The organism is Bradyrhizobium sp. WBAH42 (assembly GCF_024585265.1).
Lineage (GTDB): Bacteria > Pseudomonadota > Alphaproteobacteria > Rhizobiales > Xanthobacteraceae > Bradyrhizobium.
Genome location: NZ_CP036533.1, coordinates 427,727 through 443,397, shown reverse-complemented (window position 1 = coordinate 443,397; position 15,671 = coordinate 427,727). Strand labels below are relative to the sequence as shown.

Below are 15,671 nucleotides of genomic sequence, written 5' to 3'. Positions count from 1 at the left end.
CCCTTGAAGAGAAGCCGCGCTTCAATAGCCGGTCAGCTCGAGATAGCCAACGCCGTCATGCGTGCCGGCAATGCTGATTGGCCCTTCCCAGTACGAGAAGCCGGTCCCCATCCAGGCTCTGGGATTGAGCGGCTTGCACAGGATCGCGAACGATCGCGAGGGGATCGCGATCTCCCATTGCACCGGCAGCTTGCGTCCCGCGACTTCCGCCGTCGCCTTCGGCATCATCTGGATGTCGTTCCCTGCAATCATCTGCGTCTCGCCGCTGGCGCTGATCCAATTGCCGAACGGATAATCCTTACCGTCCTTCTGCCGCAGCCGGTACAGCATCAGCTTGTCGCCGGATGACAGATGCAGTGACAACCAGTCCCAGCCGGTCTGGTCGGCGTCGAGCGGCTGGCTGCTCCATTCCCGGTCCATCCAGGCCTGGCCCGAGACATCGACCGGCTTGTCGTCGATGCTGAGCGTGCCGCGGGCACGGTAGAACGGCTGGCTGTAGTAGTACGAAGCCTGCCCGCGCTCCGACTTGCGGCTGTAGCCCCGATCGCCCTGCAGCACCACCGGCCGGTCGGCCTCCAGCGTCAGCGCATAGCTGAAATCGGCGCCAGACGCCTTCAACGACAGCGGCGCCAAAGCGCGATCGTCTGTGCGCTCAAGGCCCTTCATCTCCCAATCGTCGATCCAGGCATCGAACGGTTTTGCCGTCACGCCGGCTTGCCCGACGCCGCCGCGTGAAAACGTCTCAGAGAAGCGGTGGGTGTCGGCGCGCGTCACCGCCGCATGCGCCATCCACACCTGCTGATTGGCCCAGCCTTCGCCTTGCGGACCCGGCTGCGAAGCCTGGCGGAACAGCGTCCATTGCAGGCCGCAAGGAGCACCGCTCGCGTCGACGAGGTTTGCCGTGAGATACCACCACTCGATACGAAACTCTGGATGCGGTCCGTGGTCGGCCGGAAAGGCGAACGTCCTTCCCGGCGTCACCTTCGCAAAGCCGTCCGCTGTCTCGCCGAGCCCGGCATAGCCCTGCGCGGCCGCGCGGCGTGCGAGCGCCAGCGCAGCGATGCCGCCGGCGAAGGCGCGTCGCGTGATTGCTTCAGCGCTCATTGGCAAACACCTTGACGAGATTCGCCGGCTGCATCCGCGCCAGCCGGACCATCGGCAGCAGCGCCGCAAGCAGCGAGGCGAAGAGCGCCACCGCGACCAGCTCCACCAGTTGCAACGGGAAGACGTGGAACGGCAACCGCCAGCCGAACGCTTTCACGTTCACGATTGCAATCAGGCACCACGCGACCAGAAGGCCGAGCGGCACGGCCAGCAGCGCCGTGAACAGCGCGACCGAGAGCGTCTTGGTCAGCTCGATCGCGGCAAGCCGCGGCCGCGTCAGGCCGATCGCCCACAGCGGCGCAAGCTGCGGCAGTCGGGAGTTCGCCAGCGTCAGCAGGCTCGTGAGCAAGGCGATGCCGGCGACGCCGAGCGTGAAGGCGTTCAGCGCCGACGTCACCGCAAAGGTGCGGTTGAAGATGCGGATCGATTCCGCCTTCACCGTCGCCTGGTCGGCGACGCTGCGGTCGTCGAGCCCGAACTGCTTCTGCAAGGCCGCGATCAGGCCGGGGATATCCTCTCTCGCGACGATCAGGCCGATCCGCGTCTGCGGCGTCTGCGGAAACTGCCGGAGCAGTGCGGCGACGTTCACCGTGAGCTGCCCCTTGGGGTTGCCGTAATCGGCATAGATGCCGACGATGTCGAGCTCCCAGCTCCCGCCCGGCGCTGGCACCTCGACGACGTCGCCGATCTGCACGTTCAGCCGGCGGCTCAATTGCTCGCTGATGAAGGCGGCATTGCCCGGCACCAGCCGGGTCCAGGCGCGCGGCGCGGTCTCGAGCAGCGGCCAGCGCTCGCGATAGAGCGCGTGATCGGGCAGGCCGAGCAGCTCCACCGGCTGGCCCTGAACCTGCGCTTCGGCGCGTCCGCCCGAGAGGATCGCCTGAACATCGCTGCGATTCTTCAGCCAGTTGCGGATCGCGACGCCCTGCGCATTGTCGGAGGCGCTGACGTAGACGTCGGCGGCGAGCCGCCCGTTGAGCCAGCCGATGAAGGTGCGGCTGAAGGTCTCGACCATGGTGGAGACCCCGACATTGACGGCAAGCGCGAGCAGCAGCGCCATCAGCGCCAGCGACAATCCGGAAAGCTGCTGCCGGCTGTCCGCCCAGAACCACAGCGCGAGCGGGCCGCGCGCGAGGCGCTGACCCACGAGCAGGATGATGTCGAGGAAGGCCGGCAGGATCAGTGCCGCACCGAACATCAGCGCGGCCAGCACGCCGAACCCTGCGATCAGCGATTGCCCGTAGTGGAGCAGTATCAGCGCGACGGCGAACACGGCGCAGGCCGCACAGCTCTGCAGGATCAGCCAGCGGCGTTGCCGCTGCTGCCAGGCGCCCGGCTGCGCCGTCGCCAGCACCGGCATCCTGATCGCCTTGATCAGGCTCGTCGCCGCCGCCACGAGCGCGCCCGCAACGCTGATGCCGATGCCGGCGAGCCACCATTCGCCTCGCAGGCTGAGCTGCCCCGGGATCTGCGCGCCATAGAGCCCGCGCAGCGAGGCCGCGACATCGGGCAGCAGGGCGGCTGCGATGAAATAGCCGCAAGCGAGCCCGATCAGGCCTGCGGCCAGCGCCAGTGCAACCAGCTCGATCACCAGCACCGTATTGACCAGTCGCGCCGAGGCGCCACAGGCGCGCAAGGTGCGCAGCATCGGCAGCCGCTGCTCGAAGGCAAGGCCCACGGCAGAATTGACGATGAACAGGCCGACGAAGAACGACAGCAGACCGAAGGCGGTGAGGTTGAGATGAAAACTGTCGGTGAGACGCTCCAACTCCGTCTCCGCATTCGGCTCTATCAGCTGCAACTGCTCGCCGACGACGCTCGCGAGCGGTGCGGGCTTGCCCTTCGGCTTGCCGATCAGCAGCCGCGAGACCTGGTCGGGCTTGCTCAGCAGCCGTTGTGCCACGCCGATATCGACCACGAGCACACCGGGTGCGAGTTGCGGCATGACGCGCAGCGGCGGCAGCTTTGCGCCGCTGCTGATCGCCGGGGCCGCGCCTTCTGCTTGCTCCAAGTCCCTCAGCGTCTCCCGGGCCACCAATGTCTGGCCGGGCGGAGCAACGAAGCTGCTGAGATCCGCGGCACCCAGGCGCGGCGCATTGCCGACGTCGACCGGCAGCGTGACCGGCTCGATACCGAGTAGCCGCACCGAATGCCCGTTGATCTGGACACGTCCCTCCAGCATCGGCGACACCGGCCAGCCGGCGCGGCGGAGCTTTACGAACAGCTCCTGCGGGAAAGTCGCCGCATTGGGAGCGACCAGCATCGCCGTGCGCACGCCGCCGAACGTCGCCGCGGCGCGGTCATAGGCATTGCGGGCCTGCTGATTGATGGCCTGCACCCCGCTCCACAGCGCGGTTGCAGCGATCAATCCGATGAGCAGCGTCGCGAATTGCATCTTGTGGCGCCGCCAATGGCTGAGCAGCACGGCGAGAACCCAGAGCGCGCGCCTCATGAAATGCGCCCTGCATGCAACGTGAGATGACGGTCGAGCGTGGCGGCGAGATGCAGGCTGTGCGTCACCATCAGGAAGCCGCAGCCGGTGCGCGAGACGAGATCGCGCGCCAATGCCAGCACCTCCTCGGCAGTGGCTTCGTCGAGATTGCCGGTCGGCTCGTCCGCCAGCAGCAGCGAGGGCTTTGTCGCCAGCGCCCGGCCGATCGCGACCCGCTGCTGCTGGCCGCCGGATATTTGCTCTGGATAACGCTTGAGCAGGCTGCCGAGTCCGAGCCGCTCGACAAGCTCCTTGGTCCAGGCCGCATCATGCCGGCCGGCAATCCGGGCCTGGAAGGCTAGATTGTCCGCGACGGAGAGGCTCGGGATCAGGTTGAATTGTTGAAAAACCAGGCCAATGCGATCGCGCCGCAAGCCGGCCCGTCCTGTGTCCGAGAGCTTGGTGACCTCGATGTCGCCCAGCCGGATCGAGCCGCCGTCCGCGGCATCGAGCCCGGCGATCAGGTGCAGCAGCGTGCTCTTGCCGCTGCCGGATTCACCGGTCAGTGCGACGCGCTCGCCAGCCCCGAGGTCAAGGTCGACGCCGCGCAGAACGTGGACGGGCTCGCCCGCCGAGGAGAAGGTCTTTGAGAGGTTTCGGATGCTCAGCACGGGCCTGCCACTTCTCTTCCACCTGTCCCATAGGGAGAGGTCGCGCCATAGGCGCGGGTGAGGGGTTACGGTCTCTTGAGAGCCCAAGGCCCCTCACCCGATTTGCTACGCAAATCGACCTCTCCCCGACGGGGAGAGGTAAGAATGCTGCGTAGCACACCTGATGCGGAAATGCCGGGGTTGCGTTGGCCCTGAAGCCGCTGTTAGCTTCCAAGACGGCCAAATCAAAAAAGTGCCGAAAAAGACATGCGGGGAGAATGATGAGCGCTCAGGGAACGCCGAATGTGGCGGCTAGAACGACCAAGACGCCACAGGGCGCCTGGACCGTTACATTTCTCCTCTTTCTCTTCATGGTGGTGAACTTCGCGGACAAGATCGTCGTCGGTCTCGCCGGCGTGCCGATCATGACCGACATGAAGCTCAGCGCCGAGCAGTTCGGCCTGCTCGGGTCCTCGTTCTTCTTCCTGTTCTCGATCTCGGCCATCGTGGTTGGCTTCATCGTCAACAAGGTGCCGACACGCTGGGTGCTGTTGACGCTGGCGGTGATCTGGGCGGTGGCGCAGTTCCCGATGGTCGGCACGGTATCCTTCACCACGCTTCTGATCTGCCGCATCGTGCTGGGGGCCGGCGAAGGCCCGGCCTTCTCGGTCGCCGCGCACGCCATCTACAAATGGTTCCCCGACGAGAAGCGCACCCTGCCGACCGCGATCCTGTCGCAGGGCTCGGCCTTCGGCGTCATCCTGGCGGTGCCGGCGCTGAACTGGATCATCGTCAACCATTCCTGGCACTACGCCTTCGGCGCGCTCGGAATCGTCGGCTTGATCTGGGTCGCGGCCTGGCTCGCGCTCGGCAAGGAAGGCCCGCTGGAGGATACCGAGGTCCTGGCCGCCACCGAGCCGAAGATTCCGTACGTGCAGCTGCTGACCTCGCGCACCTTCCTCGGCTGCGTGATCGCGACCTTCGGCGCCTATTGGGCGCTGTCGCTCGGCCTCACCTGGTTCACGCCCTTCATCGTCAAGGGGCTCGGCTTCTCGCAGAGCCAGGCCGGCTTCATCTCGATCCTGCCCTGGGTGTTCGGCGCCACCATCGTCATCCTCACCGGCTGGATCTCGCAAGTGATGATGGCGCGCGGCTACACCACGCGCATCTCGCGCGGCGTGCTCGGCTCGGTGCCGCTGATCATTGGCGGCCTGATCCTCACCGCGATGGCGCATGTCGAGGGCGCCGGCCTGCAGATCGCGCTGCTCGTCGTCGGCTCCGGCCTGTGCGGTGCGATCTACGTGGTCTGCCCGCCGATGCTCGGCGAGTTCACCCCGGCCTCGCAGCGCGGCGCGGTGATCGCGATCTACGGCGCGCTTTACACGCTCTCAGGGATCATCGCGCCGAGCGTGATGGGCACCGTGATCCAGCGCGCCGGCACCATGCTCGACGGCTACCTGACCGGCTTCACCATCAACGCGGCGGTCATGATTGGCTCCGGCGTCATCGGCCTGCTGCTGCTGTGGCCGAACACGGAGAAGGCCAGGCTGACCCGCGGTGCGGCGGCGCAGGGCACAGCGCTGAAGGGCGCGGTGTCGCCGACGTAAGGGGAGGCGCGCTCTTTCTTACCCTCCCCTGGAGGGGGAGGGTCGATCGCGCAAAGCGCGAGCGGGGTGGGGTGATCTCTCCGCTCGGGCACCGTATCGGTGGAGAGACTGTCACCCCACCCCGTCTCACATGTCGCTGCGCTCCATATGAGCCGACCCTCCCCCTCCAGGGGAGGGTGAGCGGTCGCCTCGCTAGCTCGCCATCTCCTGCGCGCCACGAATCAGCTTGCCCGGCCGCCGCCCGGTGGCTTCGCCGTGCCGCCGCGTCACCACGCCCGAGACGATCGTCGCCTCATAGCCGTCGACATCCTGCAACAGCCTGCGACCGCCGACCGGCAGGTCGTAATGCACCTTCGGCGGATGCAGATGCAGCCGGTCGTAGTCGATCACGTTGACGTCGGCTTTATAGCCGGGAGCAATGAGCCCGCGGTCGGTGAGGCCGACCGAGAGCGCGGTCTTGCGCGACTGCGCGGCGACCACGAACGGGATCGACAGCTTCTCGCCGCGCGTGCGGTCACGCGTCCAGTGCGTCAGCAGATAGGTCGGAAAGCTGGCATCGCAGATAATGCCGCAATGCGCGCCGCCGTCGGAGAGGCCCGGCACCGATTGCGGATCGAGCAGCATCTCGCGCGTCGCATCGAGATTGCCATCGGAATAGTTCAGGAACGGCACGTAGAGCATGCCGCGCCCGTCGTCCGACAGCATGGCCTCGTACGCGAGCTCCTCCGGCTGCCTTCCCTGCTGGCGCGCCCGCGGCCCCAGCGCGTTCTCCGGCGGCTGCTCGTAGTCGGGGGGATCGCCGAGCAAAAACATCTTGTCGTAGTTGGGCCGGAAGAACAGCGGATCGTCGGTCGCAGTCGCCGCCTCGCTCAGGATCGCCTCGCGCATGTCGGCTTGACGCAGCTGCATCAGCCGCTCCTTCAACGGCAGGTGCGCGATCGCCTTGTAGCTCGGATGGGTCTGGAACGGATTGCGCGAAAGCTCGAGCCCGAGCAGGAGGCCGACGGGCCGGGCTGCGATCTGCGCGGTGATGGAGAGGCCGCGCCTGGCGGCTGCATTGATCTCGTCCAGCGTCTGGCGCCAGCGGTTTGGCGCCTTGTCGTTCTGCGTGATCGAGAACGAGATCGGGCATTTTGTGCTGTCCGCCACCCGCAGCATCATCGGCAGGTCTTCGTGGATGGTGGAGAGGTCGAGCACGAATTGCAGCACGCTGCGCCCCTGCCGGTGCATCGCGCCGGCAATCGCGGTGAGCTCGTCCTCGCCGGCCTTCAGGGTCGGCGTGAAATCGCCGGTCGAGGTGCGGTGGTTGAGCGTGCGCGAGGTCGAGAAGCCGAGCGCGCCCGCGCGCACGGCCTCGCCCGCGAGCTTCGCCATCGCCGCGTTGTCCTCAGGCGTCGAGGGATCGCGGCGTGCGCCGCGCTCGCCCATGACATAGACGCGCAGCGCGGCATGCGGCAGCTGCGCGCCGACGTCGATGTCGAAATCGCGCTTGCCGAGCCAGTTCATGTAGTCCGGAAAGCTCTCCCAGGCCCAGGGAATGCCGGCACTCAGCACCGGCTCAGGAATGTCCTCGACGCCCTCCATCAGCTGGATCAGGCGGGTGTGGTCGGCAGGCTTGCACGGCGCAAAGCCGACGCCGCAATTGCCCATGATCGCGGTGGTGACGCCGTTCTGCGACGACGGCGTGATGTCCTGGCTCCAGGTGACCTGCCCGTCGTAATGGGTGTGCACGTCGACGAAGCCCGGCGTCACCAGCTTGCCGCGCGCGTCGATCTCTTCGCGGCCTTTCGCGGAGACCTTCCCGACTTCGCTGATCCTGCCGCCGGTGATGGCGACGTCGGCCTCGAACAGCTCGCCGCCGCTTCCGTCCGCGACATTGCCGCCGCGGATCACGAGATCAGGATTGCTCATGGTGTTTCTTCCCGTTTTTTGTTGCTTGTTTTCGTCGTCCCGGACAAGCGCGCTTTCAGCGCGGCCGATCCGGGCCCTCGCCGCGACGACAGATGAACCTTGGCTACGCCTTGGCCGCCCGCCGCTCGGTGAACGGCGACAGCACCACTGTCGCCAGCATGAAGATCACGGACGCCCCGAACACCCAATGCGGCGCGCTCTGGTCCATGATCCAGCCGAACAGCAGCGGTGAGACGATGCCACCGAGGTTGAAGCCGGTGGAGACGATGCCGAAGGCGCGCCCCGCGGCACCCGCAGGCGCGGCATTGCGCACCAGCATGTCCCGCGACGGCGCGATCACGCCGGAGAGGAAGCCTGCGGTCGCCATCGTCGCCGTGAGGGCCCAGCCCGGCAGCGTCACCAGCGCGATCAGCAGCACGATGACCGCATTCGCGGCGAAGCAGGCCGCGGCGACATAGCCGTGACGCGCGGTGCGGTCCGCGAGGAAGCCGCCGGCGAGCACGCCCGCGGCGCTGGCGGCAAGGAACGCAGTCAGCGCGACATTGGCGATCGAATAGGACGTGCCGTAGCCGCTCATCAGCGCCACCACGCCGAAATTGTTGATGCCGGCGACCGACAGGCTGAGCAGCATGAACAGCGCGGTCAGCGTGATCAGCGCCGGGGTGATGACGGCCTGCTTCGGCGCGCTCTCGCTGCCCGGCTTCTTCTTGTGCGCGCCGGCCTCGGGGATGCCCATGGCCACCAGCAACACCGCCACCAGAATGGCGATCGCGCCGGAGGCGATCAGCGCGCCGACGCCGCCCCACACCGTGACCAGTGCCGCCACGACCGCCGGCGTCACCGCGCCGCCGAGATAGCCGGCAAAGGTGTGGACCGAGAAGGCGCGGCCCATCCGCGCCTCGTCCATGTGCTCGGCCAGGATCGCGTAGTCGGCAGGATGATAGACGCTGTTGGCGAGCCCGAGCAGCACGGCGCAGGCGATCAGCGCAGCGTAGCTGAGGTGCAGGCCGAGCAGGATCAGCGCGCAGCCGCCGAGCGTCAGCCCTACAAGCAGGATCTTGCGCGCGCCAAAATGGTCGACGAGATAGCCGGTCGGCGCCTGCGTCAGGCCGGAGACGACGGCGAGCGTGGTCAGCGAGAAGCCGAGCTCGACATAGCCGACGCCGAGCTTCTCCTTCAGGAACGGGAACAGCATCGGCAGGACCAGCAGATGGAAATGGCTGACCCAATGCGCGATCGAGATGCCGGTGAGCGTGCGCAGCGCACTATCCGCCTTGCCTTGCTGCGGTGCGGCGAGAACGTCGACCATTGCAGTTCCGTTTCACTCCCGATGGACCGGCAAACTATCGGGGAGGGCGGTTATTTGTCCATGAACGCAGGCGCATGGCAGGTAGTGCGGGTGGAGCTCCATCACCGCTAGCGCGCGATCAACATCAGCGTTCCCACTCAGAACGGCTCGTCGTCAGGGCCATAGCGGTCGCGTTTCGGCGTCGCGATGTCGCCGTCTTCGTAATCGTCGTCATCGACCTCGCGCCGGGGCGAGGGCTTCCTCGCCTTGTCTTGCCCCTGTTTCGGCGGCTCGCTCGGCTTGTCGGTCGTCTTCCCGGTGGTCTTATTCCCGGTCTTGGTCATGGCGGGTCCCGGATGGTGATGCTGCATCCGAATGTACCGCCAAATATGTGCGGCGCCTGATTTATCTCAAGGGGCGACGAGGTCGTCAGTGCACCACCGGCCCGCCCGCCTTCTTCCAGGCATCGAGGCCGCCGGCGATATGTGCGCTGTTGAGAAGCCCCGCTTCCTTTGCAGCCGCAACGGCCATCGCCGAGCGTTCGCCGAAGGCGCAGAAGAACACGACGCGGCGCCCCGTTGCGGCCGCGACCTCGCGCAGCATGCCGCCGGGCTTGAGGCTTTCCTCCACAGAGGGATAGGGCGTGTGCAGCGCGCCTTCGAGCATGCCGTGCTTCATCCGCTCATTGGTCTCGCGCAAGTCCACGAGCAGGATGTCGGGCCGGCCGAGGCTGCGGATCGCCTCGGTCGCGCTGAGCGCGCGGCCTTCCTTCTCCAGCTCCTCCTGATGCAGGCCGACATGCATGTTGGCGGGGATCGCCACGTCCATCATCTTCGGATTGGGCAGCTTCAGGTTGGCCATCAGCTCGACATATTCGTCGACCGAGCGCACCTGGAGCCGCGGATTGTAGCGCTTCTCCTCGCCGATGGTGGAGACGGTGTCGCCCTTGTAGTCGTGGGCCGGAAACACCATCGTCTCGTCCGGCAGCTTCAAGAGACGGTTGAAGATCGAATCGTATTGCGCGCGTGCCGAGCCGTTCTGGAAATCGGTGCGGCCGGTGCCGCGGATCAGCAGCGTGTCGCCGGTGAAGACGCGGTCGCCCATCAAATAGGAATAGGAATCGTCGGTGTGGCCCGGCGTGTACATCACGTCGAGCGACAGGCCCTCGATCGTCACCTTGTCGCCGTCCGCCACCCGCATGGCGACGACGTCGGCCTTGGTCTGGTCGCCCATCACGGTCATGCAATGGGTGCGGTCGCGCAGCTCGCCGAGGCCGGTGACGTGGTCGGCATGCAGATGCGTGTCGACCGCCTTGACCAGCTTGAGGTCGAGCTCGCGCAGCAATTGGCAGTAGCGGTCGACCTTCTCCAGCACAGGGTCGAGAATCAGCGCCTCGCCGCCGGGGCGGCTGGCGAGGACGTAGCTGTAGGTGCCCGAAACGCTGTCGAAGAGCTGGCGGAAGATCATGGCAGGACCCGGCTTGGAACTGACTTCCAAGATTCTACTACGGTATGGGTCCAAAAGAGAAGCAATTCACTGCGTGAACAGCGAAATCTAGAAGATTCTTATTGCGGGTGCGAGAGCAGCGACCGCATCATCCCAGTCCGGCAATGCCTGGATTGCCCTCGACCCCTTTCAGCGTCACGCCGGAGCCCAGTCGCTCCTGAAGCATCCGGCCCGAGCGCAGATATTTGCCGACGACGTCCCATACCGGCGCGCCCTGCTGGCCGTTGACCGAGGCCCAGCCCGCGACCTTGTAGCGGTGGCTGGCGCTGAGCGCCTTGCCGCTACCGAGCTTCAGCTCCGAGATGCGGCTGCCGATCGCAGCGTCCGGCGTGCAGGTGTAGCTGAGCCCGCCGGCGCGCACCATGTCGCCGCCCTGCTGGTAGTAGGGATCGGTATTGAAGAGGTTGTCGCAGACGTCCTCGAGCAAGTCCTTGATCTGGGCCCCCGTCATCTCCTGCACATAGGTTTCGGGATAGGTGATCGCGGTTTCCGCCAGCAGATCCTCCATGGTCATAGCCTGGCCTGACAGTGCGGTGACGCCCCAGCGGAAGCCCGGCGACAGCGCGATCTCGGCATCGAGCTCGGTGCGCAGCGCGGTGCAGATCAATTCGTCCATGGGCCCGGAGAAATTGCCGCGGCGATAGAGCAGACGGTCGGGTGTCGCGATCTTCTCCGACCAGTCGGCCACATGCGGTGCACGGACCCGGCCGATGAGCTCGGCCATCGCCGGATCGGGCTTCAGCAGCTCCGAATAGACCGGCAGCAGATGATACCTGACATCGCTGACCTTGCCGCTGTCGAGCGCGAGATCGAGCACACCCAGAAATTTCCCGTTGGATCCGGCATTGGTGACGAGCGTCGTGCCACCTGCGTTCTTCACTGCCATAGGCTGCGGTACGGCATCATGGGTGTGGCCGCCGAGAATGACGTCGATGCCGGTGACCCGGCTTGCGAGCTTGAGGTCCACGTCCATGCCGTTGTGCGACAGCAGCACGACGGCATCGACCTTGTCGGTGCCGCGCAAGGCATCGACATGCTTCTGCAGCTCCTCCTCGCGGATGCCGAAGCTCCAGTCCGGCGTGAACCTCTTGGGATGCGCGATCGGAGTGTAGGGGAAGGCCTGGCCGACGATCGCGACGCGATGCCCGCCGAGTTCCTTGATGACAGAAGGCTTGAACACGCGTCCGGTGGCCTTGTCGAAGGCGGGGGCGTCGTTGAACGCGGCCTCCTCGGTCAGGAACACGTTCTGCGCCAGGAACTCGCCCTTGAAGCGCTCGAGATTGTCGCGCAGCGCCTGCTCGCCATAGGTGAATTCCCAATGCCCCGTCATCGCCTCGATGCCGAGCAGATTGGCGACCTCGACCATGTCGCGGCCCTGCATCAGGTTGGCCAGCCCCGTGCCCTGCCAGAGATCGCCGCCGTCGACGAGCAGCGAACGCCGCTCGCCGACATCGGCGCGCAAGCGATCGACCAGCGTCTTCAGATGGGCAAAGCCCCCGAGCTTGCCGAAGCGGCCTGCTGACTTCTCGAACTCGAAGCAGGTGAAGGCATAGGCATCGGCGCTGTCGGGCCGGATGCCGAAGCGTTCGAGAAAGGCGCGGCCGACCAGATGCGGCGGCCGTCCCGCCATTTCGCCGATGCCGATATTGACACTGGGCTCGCGGAAATAGACCGGATTGAGCTGCGCATGCGTGTCGGTGATGTGCAGGATTCGCGCAGTGCCGAACCGTTCGAGGTCGTAGATGCTGGCAGCCTCAGCGCCGCGGGCCAGCCGCGGCAGGGCGATCGTTGCCGCGGCAAGGCCCGCACCTTTCAGGAAATCGCGGCGGCGGATCGCCATCCAGGAATTCTCCGCGCCTCTCGTGTGGACTGCGTTCACCGCGGGGCAGTCTAGCGGATTTCCATCGCCTTCCAGGCTTCTTTTTCGGAACTAGCCTGGAAGATCGACGCCTTCGCCAGCGCTTCGGCCTCCCTGGCTGCGGCCACCGCACGGTCGAAATCGCCGCCGTCGGCAGCCTTCTTCGCAGCCGCCAGCGCAGATACGGTCACCGTCCACTGGTTGCGCATGCCGGCCGCCTCCTTGGAGGCGGCTTCGGCGGCGGCATAGGCTGCCTTGTAGTCCACCTCATTCGCCGCGCGCGTGGATGGCGCAAGGCTTAAGGCGAGCAGCATGGCGAGCGCAAGTGACCGCTTCATGGCCGTGCTCCTGGCCCTGAGATCGGCAGGCCGTTGGCGACGTAGGACAGGAAATATTCGACGTCGCGATATTCATCCGCCTGCGGCTCCAGCGGAACCGCGCGGGTCTGGCTGTTGCAGGTGACGAAGCGGCGGCTGGTCGTGCCCATGCCGCTCCATTCGGAGCGGTAGATCGGCATCGCGTTGACGATGCCGAGCGCCGGGGCAAGGGTCTCGGCGCGGATGCGCTCGCCCGGGCTCTGCACATGGCAGCTCGCGCAGGAGAAGTTCATCTGGCCGCGGCGGGTGTAGAAATAGCGCTTGCCGTTCTCGTACGCCGCGAGCGCGCGAGGGTCATCGGGAATCTTGATGTCCATCAGCTTGCCGCGGGAGGTGTAGGCCATGTAGGCGGTGAGCGAGGCCATCTCGTCCTTGACGTAGGAATAGGGCGCCTCGCCGTTGGCCTCGCGGCAGCGGTTGAGCGCGAGCTCCAGCGTGATGACCTTGCCTTCCTTGCTGTCGAAGTACGGATAGTTCTGGCGGATGGCGATGCCGCCGTTCGGGAAGCAGTCGGCATAGGTCTTGCCGTTCTTGAACGGGGTCGAGAACATCTCCTTGCCGGCATCGAGCGCGAACTCGTAAGGCGGGAATTCCTCTTTCTCCTGCCACTGCCGCTTCATGTCCTCGTTCATGGAATACGGGCCGTTGACGAAATCCTCGTGCTTCACGTTCGGAAACTTCTGGAAGAAGAAGTTCTGGAACGCCTTGGCATCAGCAACGGGATCCACCTTGTCGGCAGCGATCACGCGGGGCGAAGCGAGGGCGAGCGCGACGAGCGCGGCGCCGAGCGAGCCCAGCAGGAGGTGGATGCGGGCCTTCATCACGCGATCTTCGCGGTGGTCGTGTCCGAGCCGCCCTTGTTGTCGGTCCATGAGATCTTGAGCTCGTCGCCCTTCTTGGCGCCCTTGAAGCTGAACTTGACATAGGGGTCCTTGGAAACGGCGGTGCCCCAATCGGCGACGAACACGTCCTTGCCGTTACATTCGAACTTCAGCTGCTGGATGAAATGCGCCGGGATCAACTCGCCCTTGGAATCCTTGACGAGGCCGGTGTCCATGGGGTGCTGGATCAGCGCCTGCACCTCGGTGATGTCGCCGCTCGATGTTGCGCGCACGCGAATGCTGGATGCCATGTCGAACTGCCTCGCTTAGCCGCCGCAACCGCCGACGGTGACCTTGACCTCCTTGGTCGCGCTGTAGAGCTTGCCGTCGGCCTCCACGATCGCGGTCAGTTTGGTGGTCCTGGCCATCTTCAGCCGGTTGGCGACGGCAGGGATGGTGCCATCGGGAATCCTGTAGCTGGCGGCCAGCGCGCTCGGGTTCTCCGCCACGAAGAACGAGATCGAGGTGACCTTCTCCAGCGTCGTCGTCACCGAGATCGGCACGACGCCGCCGTTCTCGGCGATCTCCGGCGCATCCAGCTTGACCTTGTCCGACGGTTCGGCGGTCTTGCCGTAGAGCGCCTTGATCGCGTCGGCTTCGCTCTTCTGCCTGAAGGCCTCTTCCGGATATTTGTCGTTCGCCGCGGCGCGCGCGGGCGCGAACGGCAGATTGCCGAGGCCGAGCAGCGCCACGGAGGCTGCGCCCTGAAGGATCAGGCGCCGCGTCGGGTGGGGCCTCGTGGTCGTGGTCATCTCAAGTCTCCTGGGGCCGCCGGCGGTTACAGGGTCTGCAGGAAATCAACGATCGCGTCGATCTCCTGTTCGGTCAAAATCCGGTTCCGGCCGAACGGCGGCATCATGGTTTGCGGATTGCGCTTGGTCTCGTCGAAGATGATCGCGGTGAGCTCGTTGCGATCAGGGTATTTTGACTTGATGTCCTTCAGTTCCGGTCCGATCGTCCCCGGCAGGTCGCCGCCTTTGATGACATGGCAAGTCAGGCAATTGCCCTTGCCGCGGTCGAAGGCGAGCTTCTGGCCCACCGTCACGGCGGATTGCGCCCCCGCCGGGGCCATGGCCATGCCGGCGAGGAGGGCCAGGGCAACAAGCAAAGCGGGCTTGCGAGGAAAGGCGGTCAAGGCATCGTCCCGGAGCGTTATCTCGATGATCTCATTTACGGAATTGTTCAAAAGCACAAAGGACATCGCCTGACAATCAAGACTATGCATGCGGCAAAATGGGGTTAATATCCTCCGCATTGCAACCGACAAGATAGTTCGTTCATGCGGATGGGCGCGGACTAGCAAATTATTCTCGGACCTTTGGCCTTCTGGCCTTCTTTTTTGGTACGCATTTTTGGGGACGTCACTTGGCTGAATATGTCGTCGAATTTGGCAGGGATGGCGGACGGGTCGAGCCGGATGGCCGGCTCGATGCGCCGGCCTTTCATCGCAATCACGAACCGATCTGGGCCGCCCTGGAAAAGCACCTCGCGGATGCGACCGGCAACGTCGTGGAACTCGGCAGTGGAACCGGGCAGCACGTGGTGCATTTCGCCCGCCACACGCCCGGCCTGGTCTGGTGGCCGAGCGATCTCAACCAGCGCCACCTCAAGAGCATCGAGGCCTGGCGCATGCATGCGGGCCTGCCGAACATCCGCCCACCCCTGCGCATCGACCTCACCGATGCCGATTGGTGCCCGGAAATGAAAAGCGGGCAGGGGCCGACCAGCCTCGCGGCCGTGTTCTGCGCCAATGTCATTCACATCGCGCCCTGGGCCGTGGCCGAAGGCCTGTTCGCCGGCGCCGGCCGTTATCTGCGCCGCGACGGCAAGCTGTTCCTCTATGGCCCGTTCAAGCGCGACGGCAAGCACACCGCGCTCAGCAACGCGGTGTTCGACACCTCCTTGCGCGAGGGCAATCCCGAATGGGGCGTGCGCGACGTCGTCGACGTCGAGAAGCTGGCGAAGGCGGCAGGCCTCGGTCTCGTCGATACGATCGAGATGCCCGCGAACAATCTGACGTTGGTGTTTGCGCGGTAGCTACGCCGGAGGTGCGCTCCC

General features: G+C 65.7%; 15 protein-coding genes. 2 read left to right on the top strand and 13 right to left on the bottom strand.

Annotated elements, in window-relative coordinates; all coding sequences use genetic code 11:
- Nucleotides 1–21 precede the first annotated feature (21 nt).
- The 3 genes from DCG74_RS02170 to DCG74_RS02160 are packed head-to-tail and all read right to left on the bottom strand — an operon-like array spanning nucleotide 22 to nucleotide 4,206.
- Nucleotides 22–1,104: a lipocalin-like domain-containing protein gene (locus tag DCG74_RS02170; protein ID WP_172786559.1), complete on the bottom strand. Its 1,083-nt coding sequence runs from the start codon at nucleotides 1,102–1,104 to the stop codon at nucleotides 22–24.
- Nucleotides 1,094–3,556 (bottom strand): FtsX-like permease family protein, encoded by a 2,463-nt coding sequence (locus DCG74_RS02165; protein ID WP_172786560.1) that lies wholly within the window; start codon nucleotides 3,554–3,556, stop codon nucleotides 1,094–1,096. The genes DCG74_RS02170 and DCG74_RS02165 overlap by 11 nt, the downstream gene beginning before the upstream one ends.
- A complete protein-coding gene (locus DCG74_RS02160; protein ID WP_172786561.1) occupies nucleotides 3,553–4,206 on the bottom strand; it encodes an ABC transporter ATP-binding protein in 654 nt (217 codons plus the stop codon). Before DCG74_RS02160 ends, DCG74_RS02165 begins: the two co-directional genes overlap by 4 nt.
- A gap of 260 nt (nucleotides 4,207–4,466) precedes the next feature.
- On the opposite strand from DCG74_RS02160, the gene DCG74_RS02155 reads away from it, so the two are divergent.
- Entirely contained in the window at nucleotides 4,467–5,792 is a 1,326-nt protein-coding gene (locus DCG74_RS02155) for an MFS transporter (RefSeq protein WP_172786562.1), read from the top strand.
- A gap of 192 nt (nucleotides 5,793–5,984) precedes the next feature.
- Here DCG74_RS02155 and DCG74_RS02150 read toward each other — a convergent pair whose 3' ends face one another.
- The 10 genes from DCG74_RS02150 to soxX form a co-directional block, all read right to left on the bottom strand.
- Nucleotides 5,985–7,703 carry an amidohydrolase family protein gene (locus tag DCG74_RS02150; protein WP_172786563.1) on the bottom strand — a complete coding sequence of 573 codons (1,719 nt, stop codon included), beginning with the start codon at nucleotides 7,701–7,703 and terminating at the stop codon, nucleotides 5,985–5,987.
- A 103-nt stretch (nucleotides 7,704–7,806) separates the two neighbouring features.
- Nucleotides 7,807–9,012: an MFS transporter gene (locus tag DCG74_RS02145; RefSeq protein WP_172786564.1), complete on the bottom strand. Its 1,206-nt coding sequence runs from the start codon at nucleotides 9,010–9,012 to the stop codon at nucleotides 7,807–7,809.
- 137 nt (nucleotides 9,013–9,149) lie between these two features.
- Nucleotides 9,150–9,335, bottom strand: coding sequence for a hypothetical protein (locus tag DCG74_RS02140; RefSeq protein ID WP_246571705.1), 186 nt, complete (start codon nucleotides 9,333–9,335; stop codon nucleotides 9,150–9,152).
- Nucleotides 9,336–9,420: 85 nt separating this feature from the next.
- Nucleotides 9,421–10,458 (bottom strand): MBL fold metallo-hydrolase, encoded by a 1,038-nt coding sequence (locus DCG74_RS02135; RefSeq protein WP_172786566.1) that lies wholly within the window; start codon nucleotides 10,456–10,458, stop codon nucleotides 9,421–9,423.
- Nucleotides 10,459–10,585: 127 nt separating this feature from the next.
- On the bottom strand, nucleotides 10,586–12,337 hold the full coding sequence (gene soxB / locus DCG74_RS02130; RefSeq protein ID WP_172786567.1) for a thiosulfohydrolase SoxB: 1,752 nt from the start codon (nucleotides 12,335–12,337) through the stop codon (nucleotides 10,586–10,588).
- Between the two features lie 50 nt (nucleotides 12,338–12,387).
- Nucleotides 12,388–12,693 carry a hypothetical protein gene (locus DCG74_RS02125; protein ID WP_172786568.1) on the bottom strand — a complete coding sequence of 102 codons (306 nt, stop codon included), beginning with the start codon at nucleotides 12,691–12,693 and terminating at the stop codon, nucleotides 12,388–12,390.
- Nucleotides 12,690–13,553 (bottom strand): sulfur oxidation c-type cytochrome SoxA, encoded by an 864-nt coding sequence (gene soxA / locus DCG74_RS02120; RefSeq protein ID WP_172786569.1) that lies wholly within the window; start codon nucleotides 13,551–13,553, stop codon nucleotides 12,690–12,692. The genes DCG74_RS02125 and soxA overlap by 4 nt, the downstream gene beginning before the upstream one ends.
- Nucleotides 13,553–13,864: a thiosulfate oxidation carrier complex protein SoxZ gene (soxZ, locus tag DCG74_RS02115; RefSeq protein WP_172786570.1), complete on the bottom strand. Its 312-nt coding sequence runs from the start codon at nucleotides 13,862–13,864 to the stop codon at nucleotides 13,553–13,555. The genes soxA and soxZ overlap by 1 nt, the downstream gene beginning before the upstream one ends.
- A gap of 15 nt (nucleotides 13,865–13,879) precedes the next feature.
- Nucleotides 13,880–14,365: a thiosulfate oxidation carrier protein SoxY gene (gene soxY / locus DCG74_RS02110; protein ID WP_172786571.1), complete on the bottom strand. Its 486-nt coding sequence runs from the start codon at nucleotides 14,363–14,365 to the stop codon at nucleotides 13,880–13,882.
- Between the two features lie 26 nt (nucleotides 14,366–14,391).
- Nucleotides 14,392–14,748, bottom strand: a complete 357-nt coding sequence (soxX, locus tag DCG74_RS02105) for a sulfur oxidation c-type cytochrome SoxX (RefSeq protein WP_172786752.1) — start codon at nucleotides 14,746–14,748, stop codon at nucleotides 14,392–14,394.
- A gap of 230 nt (nucleotides 14,749–14,978) precedes the next feature.
- On the opposite strand from soxX, the gene DCG74_RS02100 reads away from it, so the two are divergent.
- Nucleotides 14,979–15,650 carry a DUF938 domain-containing protein gene (locus tag DCG74_RS02100; protein WP_172786572.1) on the top strand — a complete coding sequence of 224 codons (672 nt, stop codon included), beginning with the start codon at nucleotides 14,979–14,981 and terminating at the stop codon, nucleotides 15,648–15,650.
- The last annotated feature ends 21 nt before the right edge of the window (nucleotides 15,651–15,671 follow it).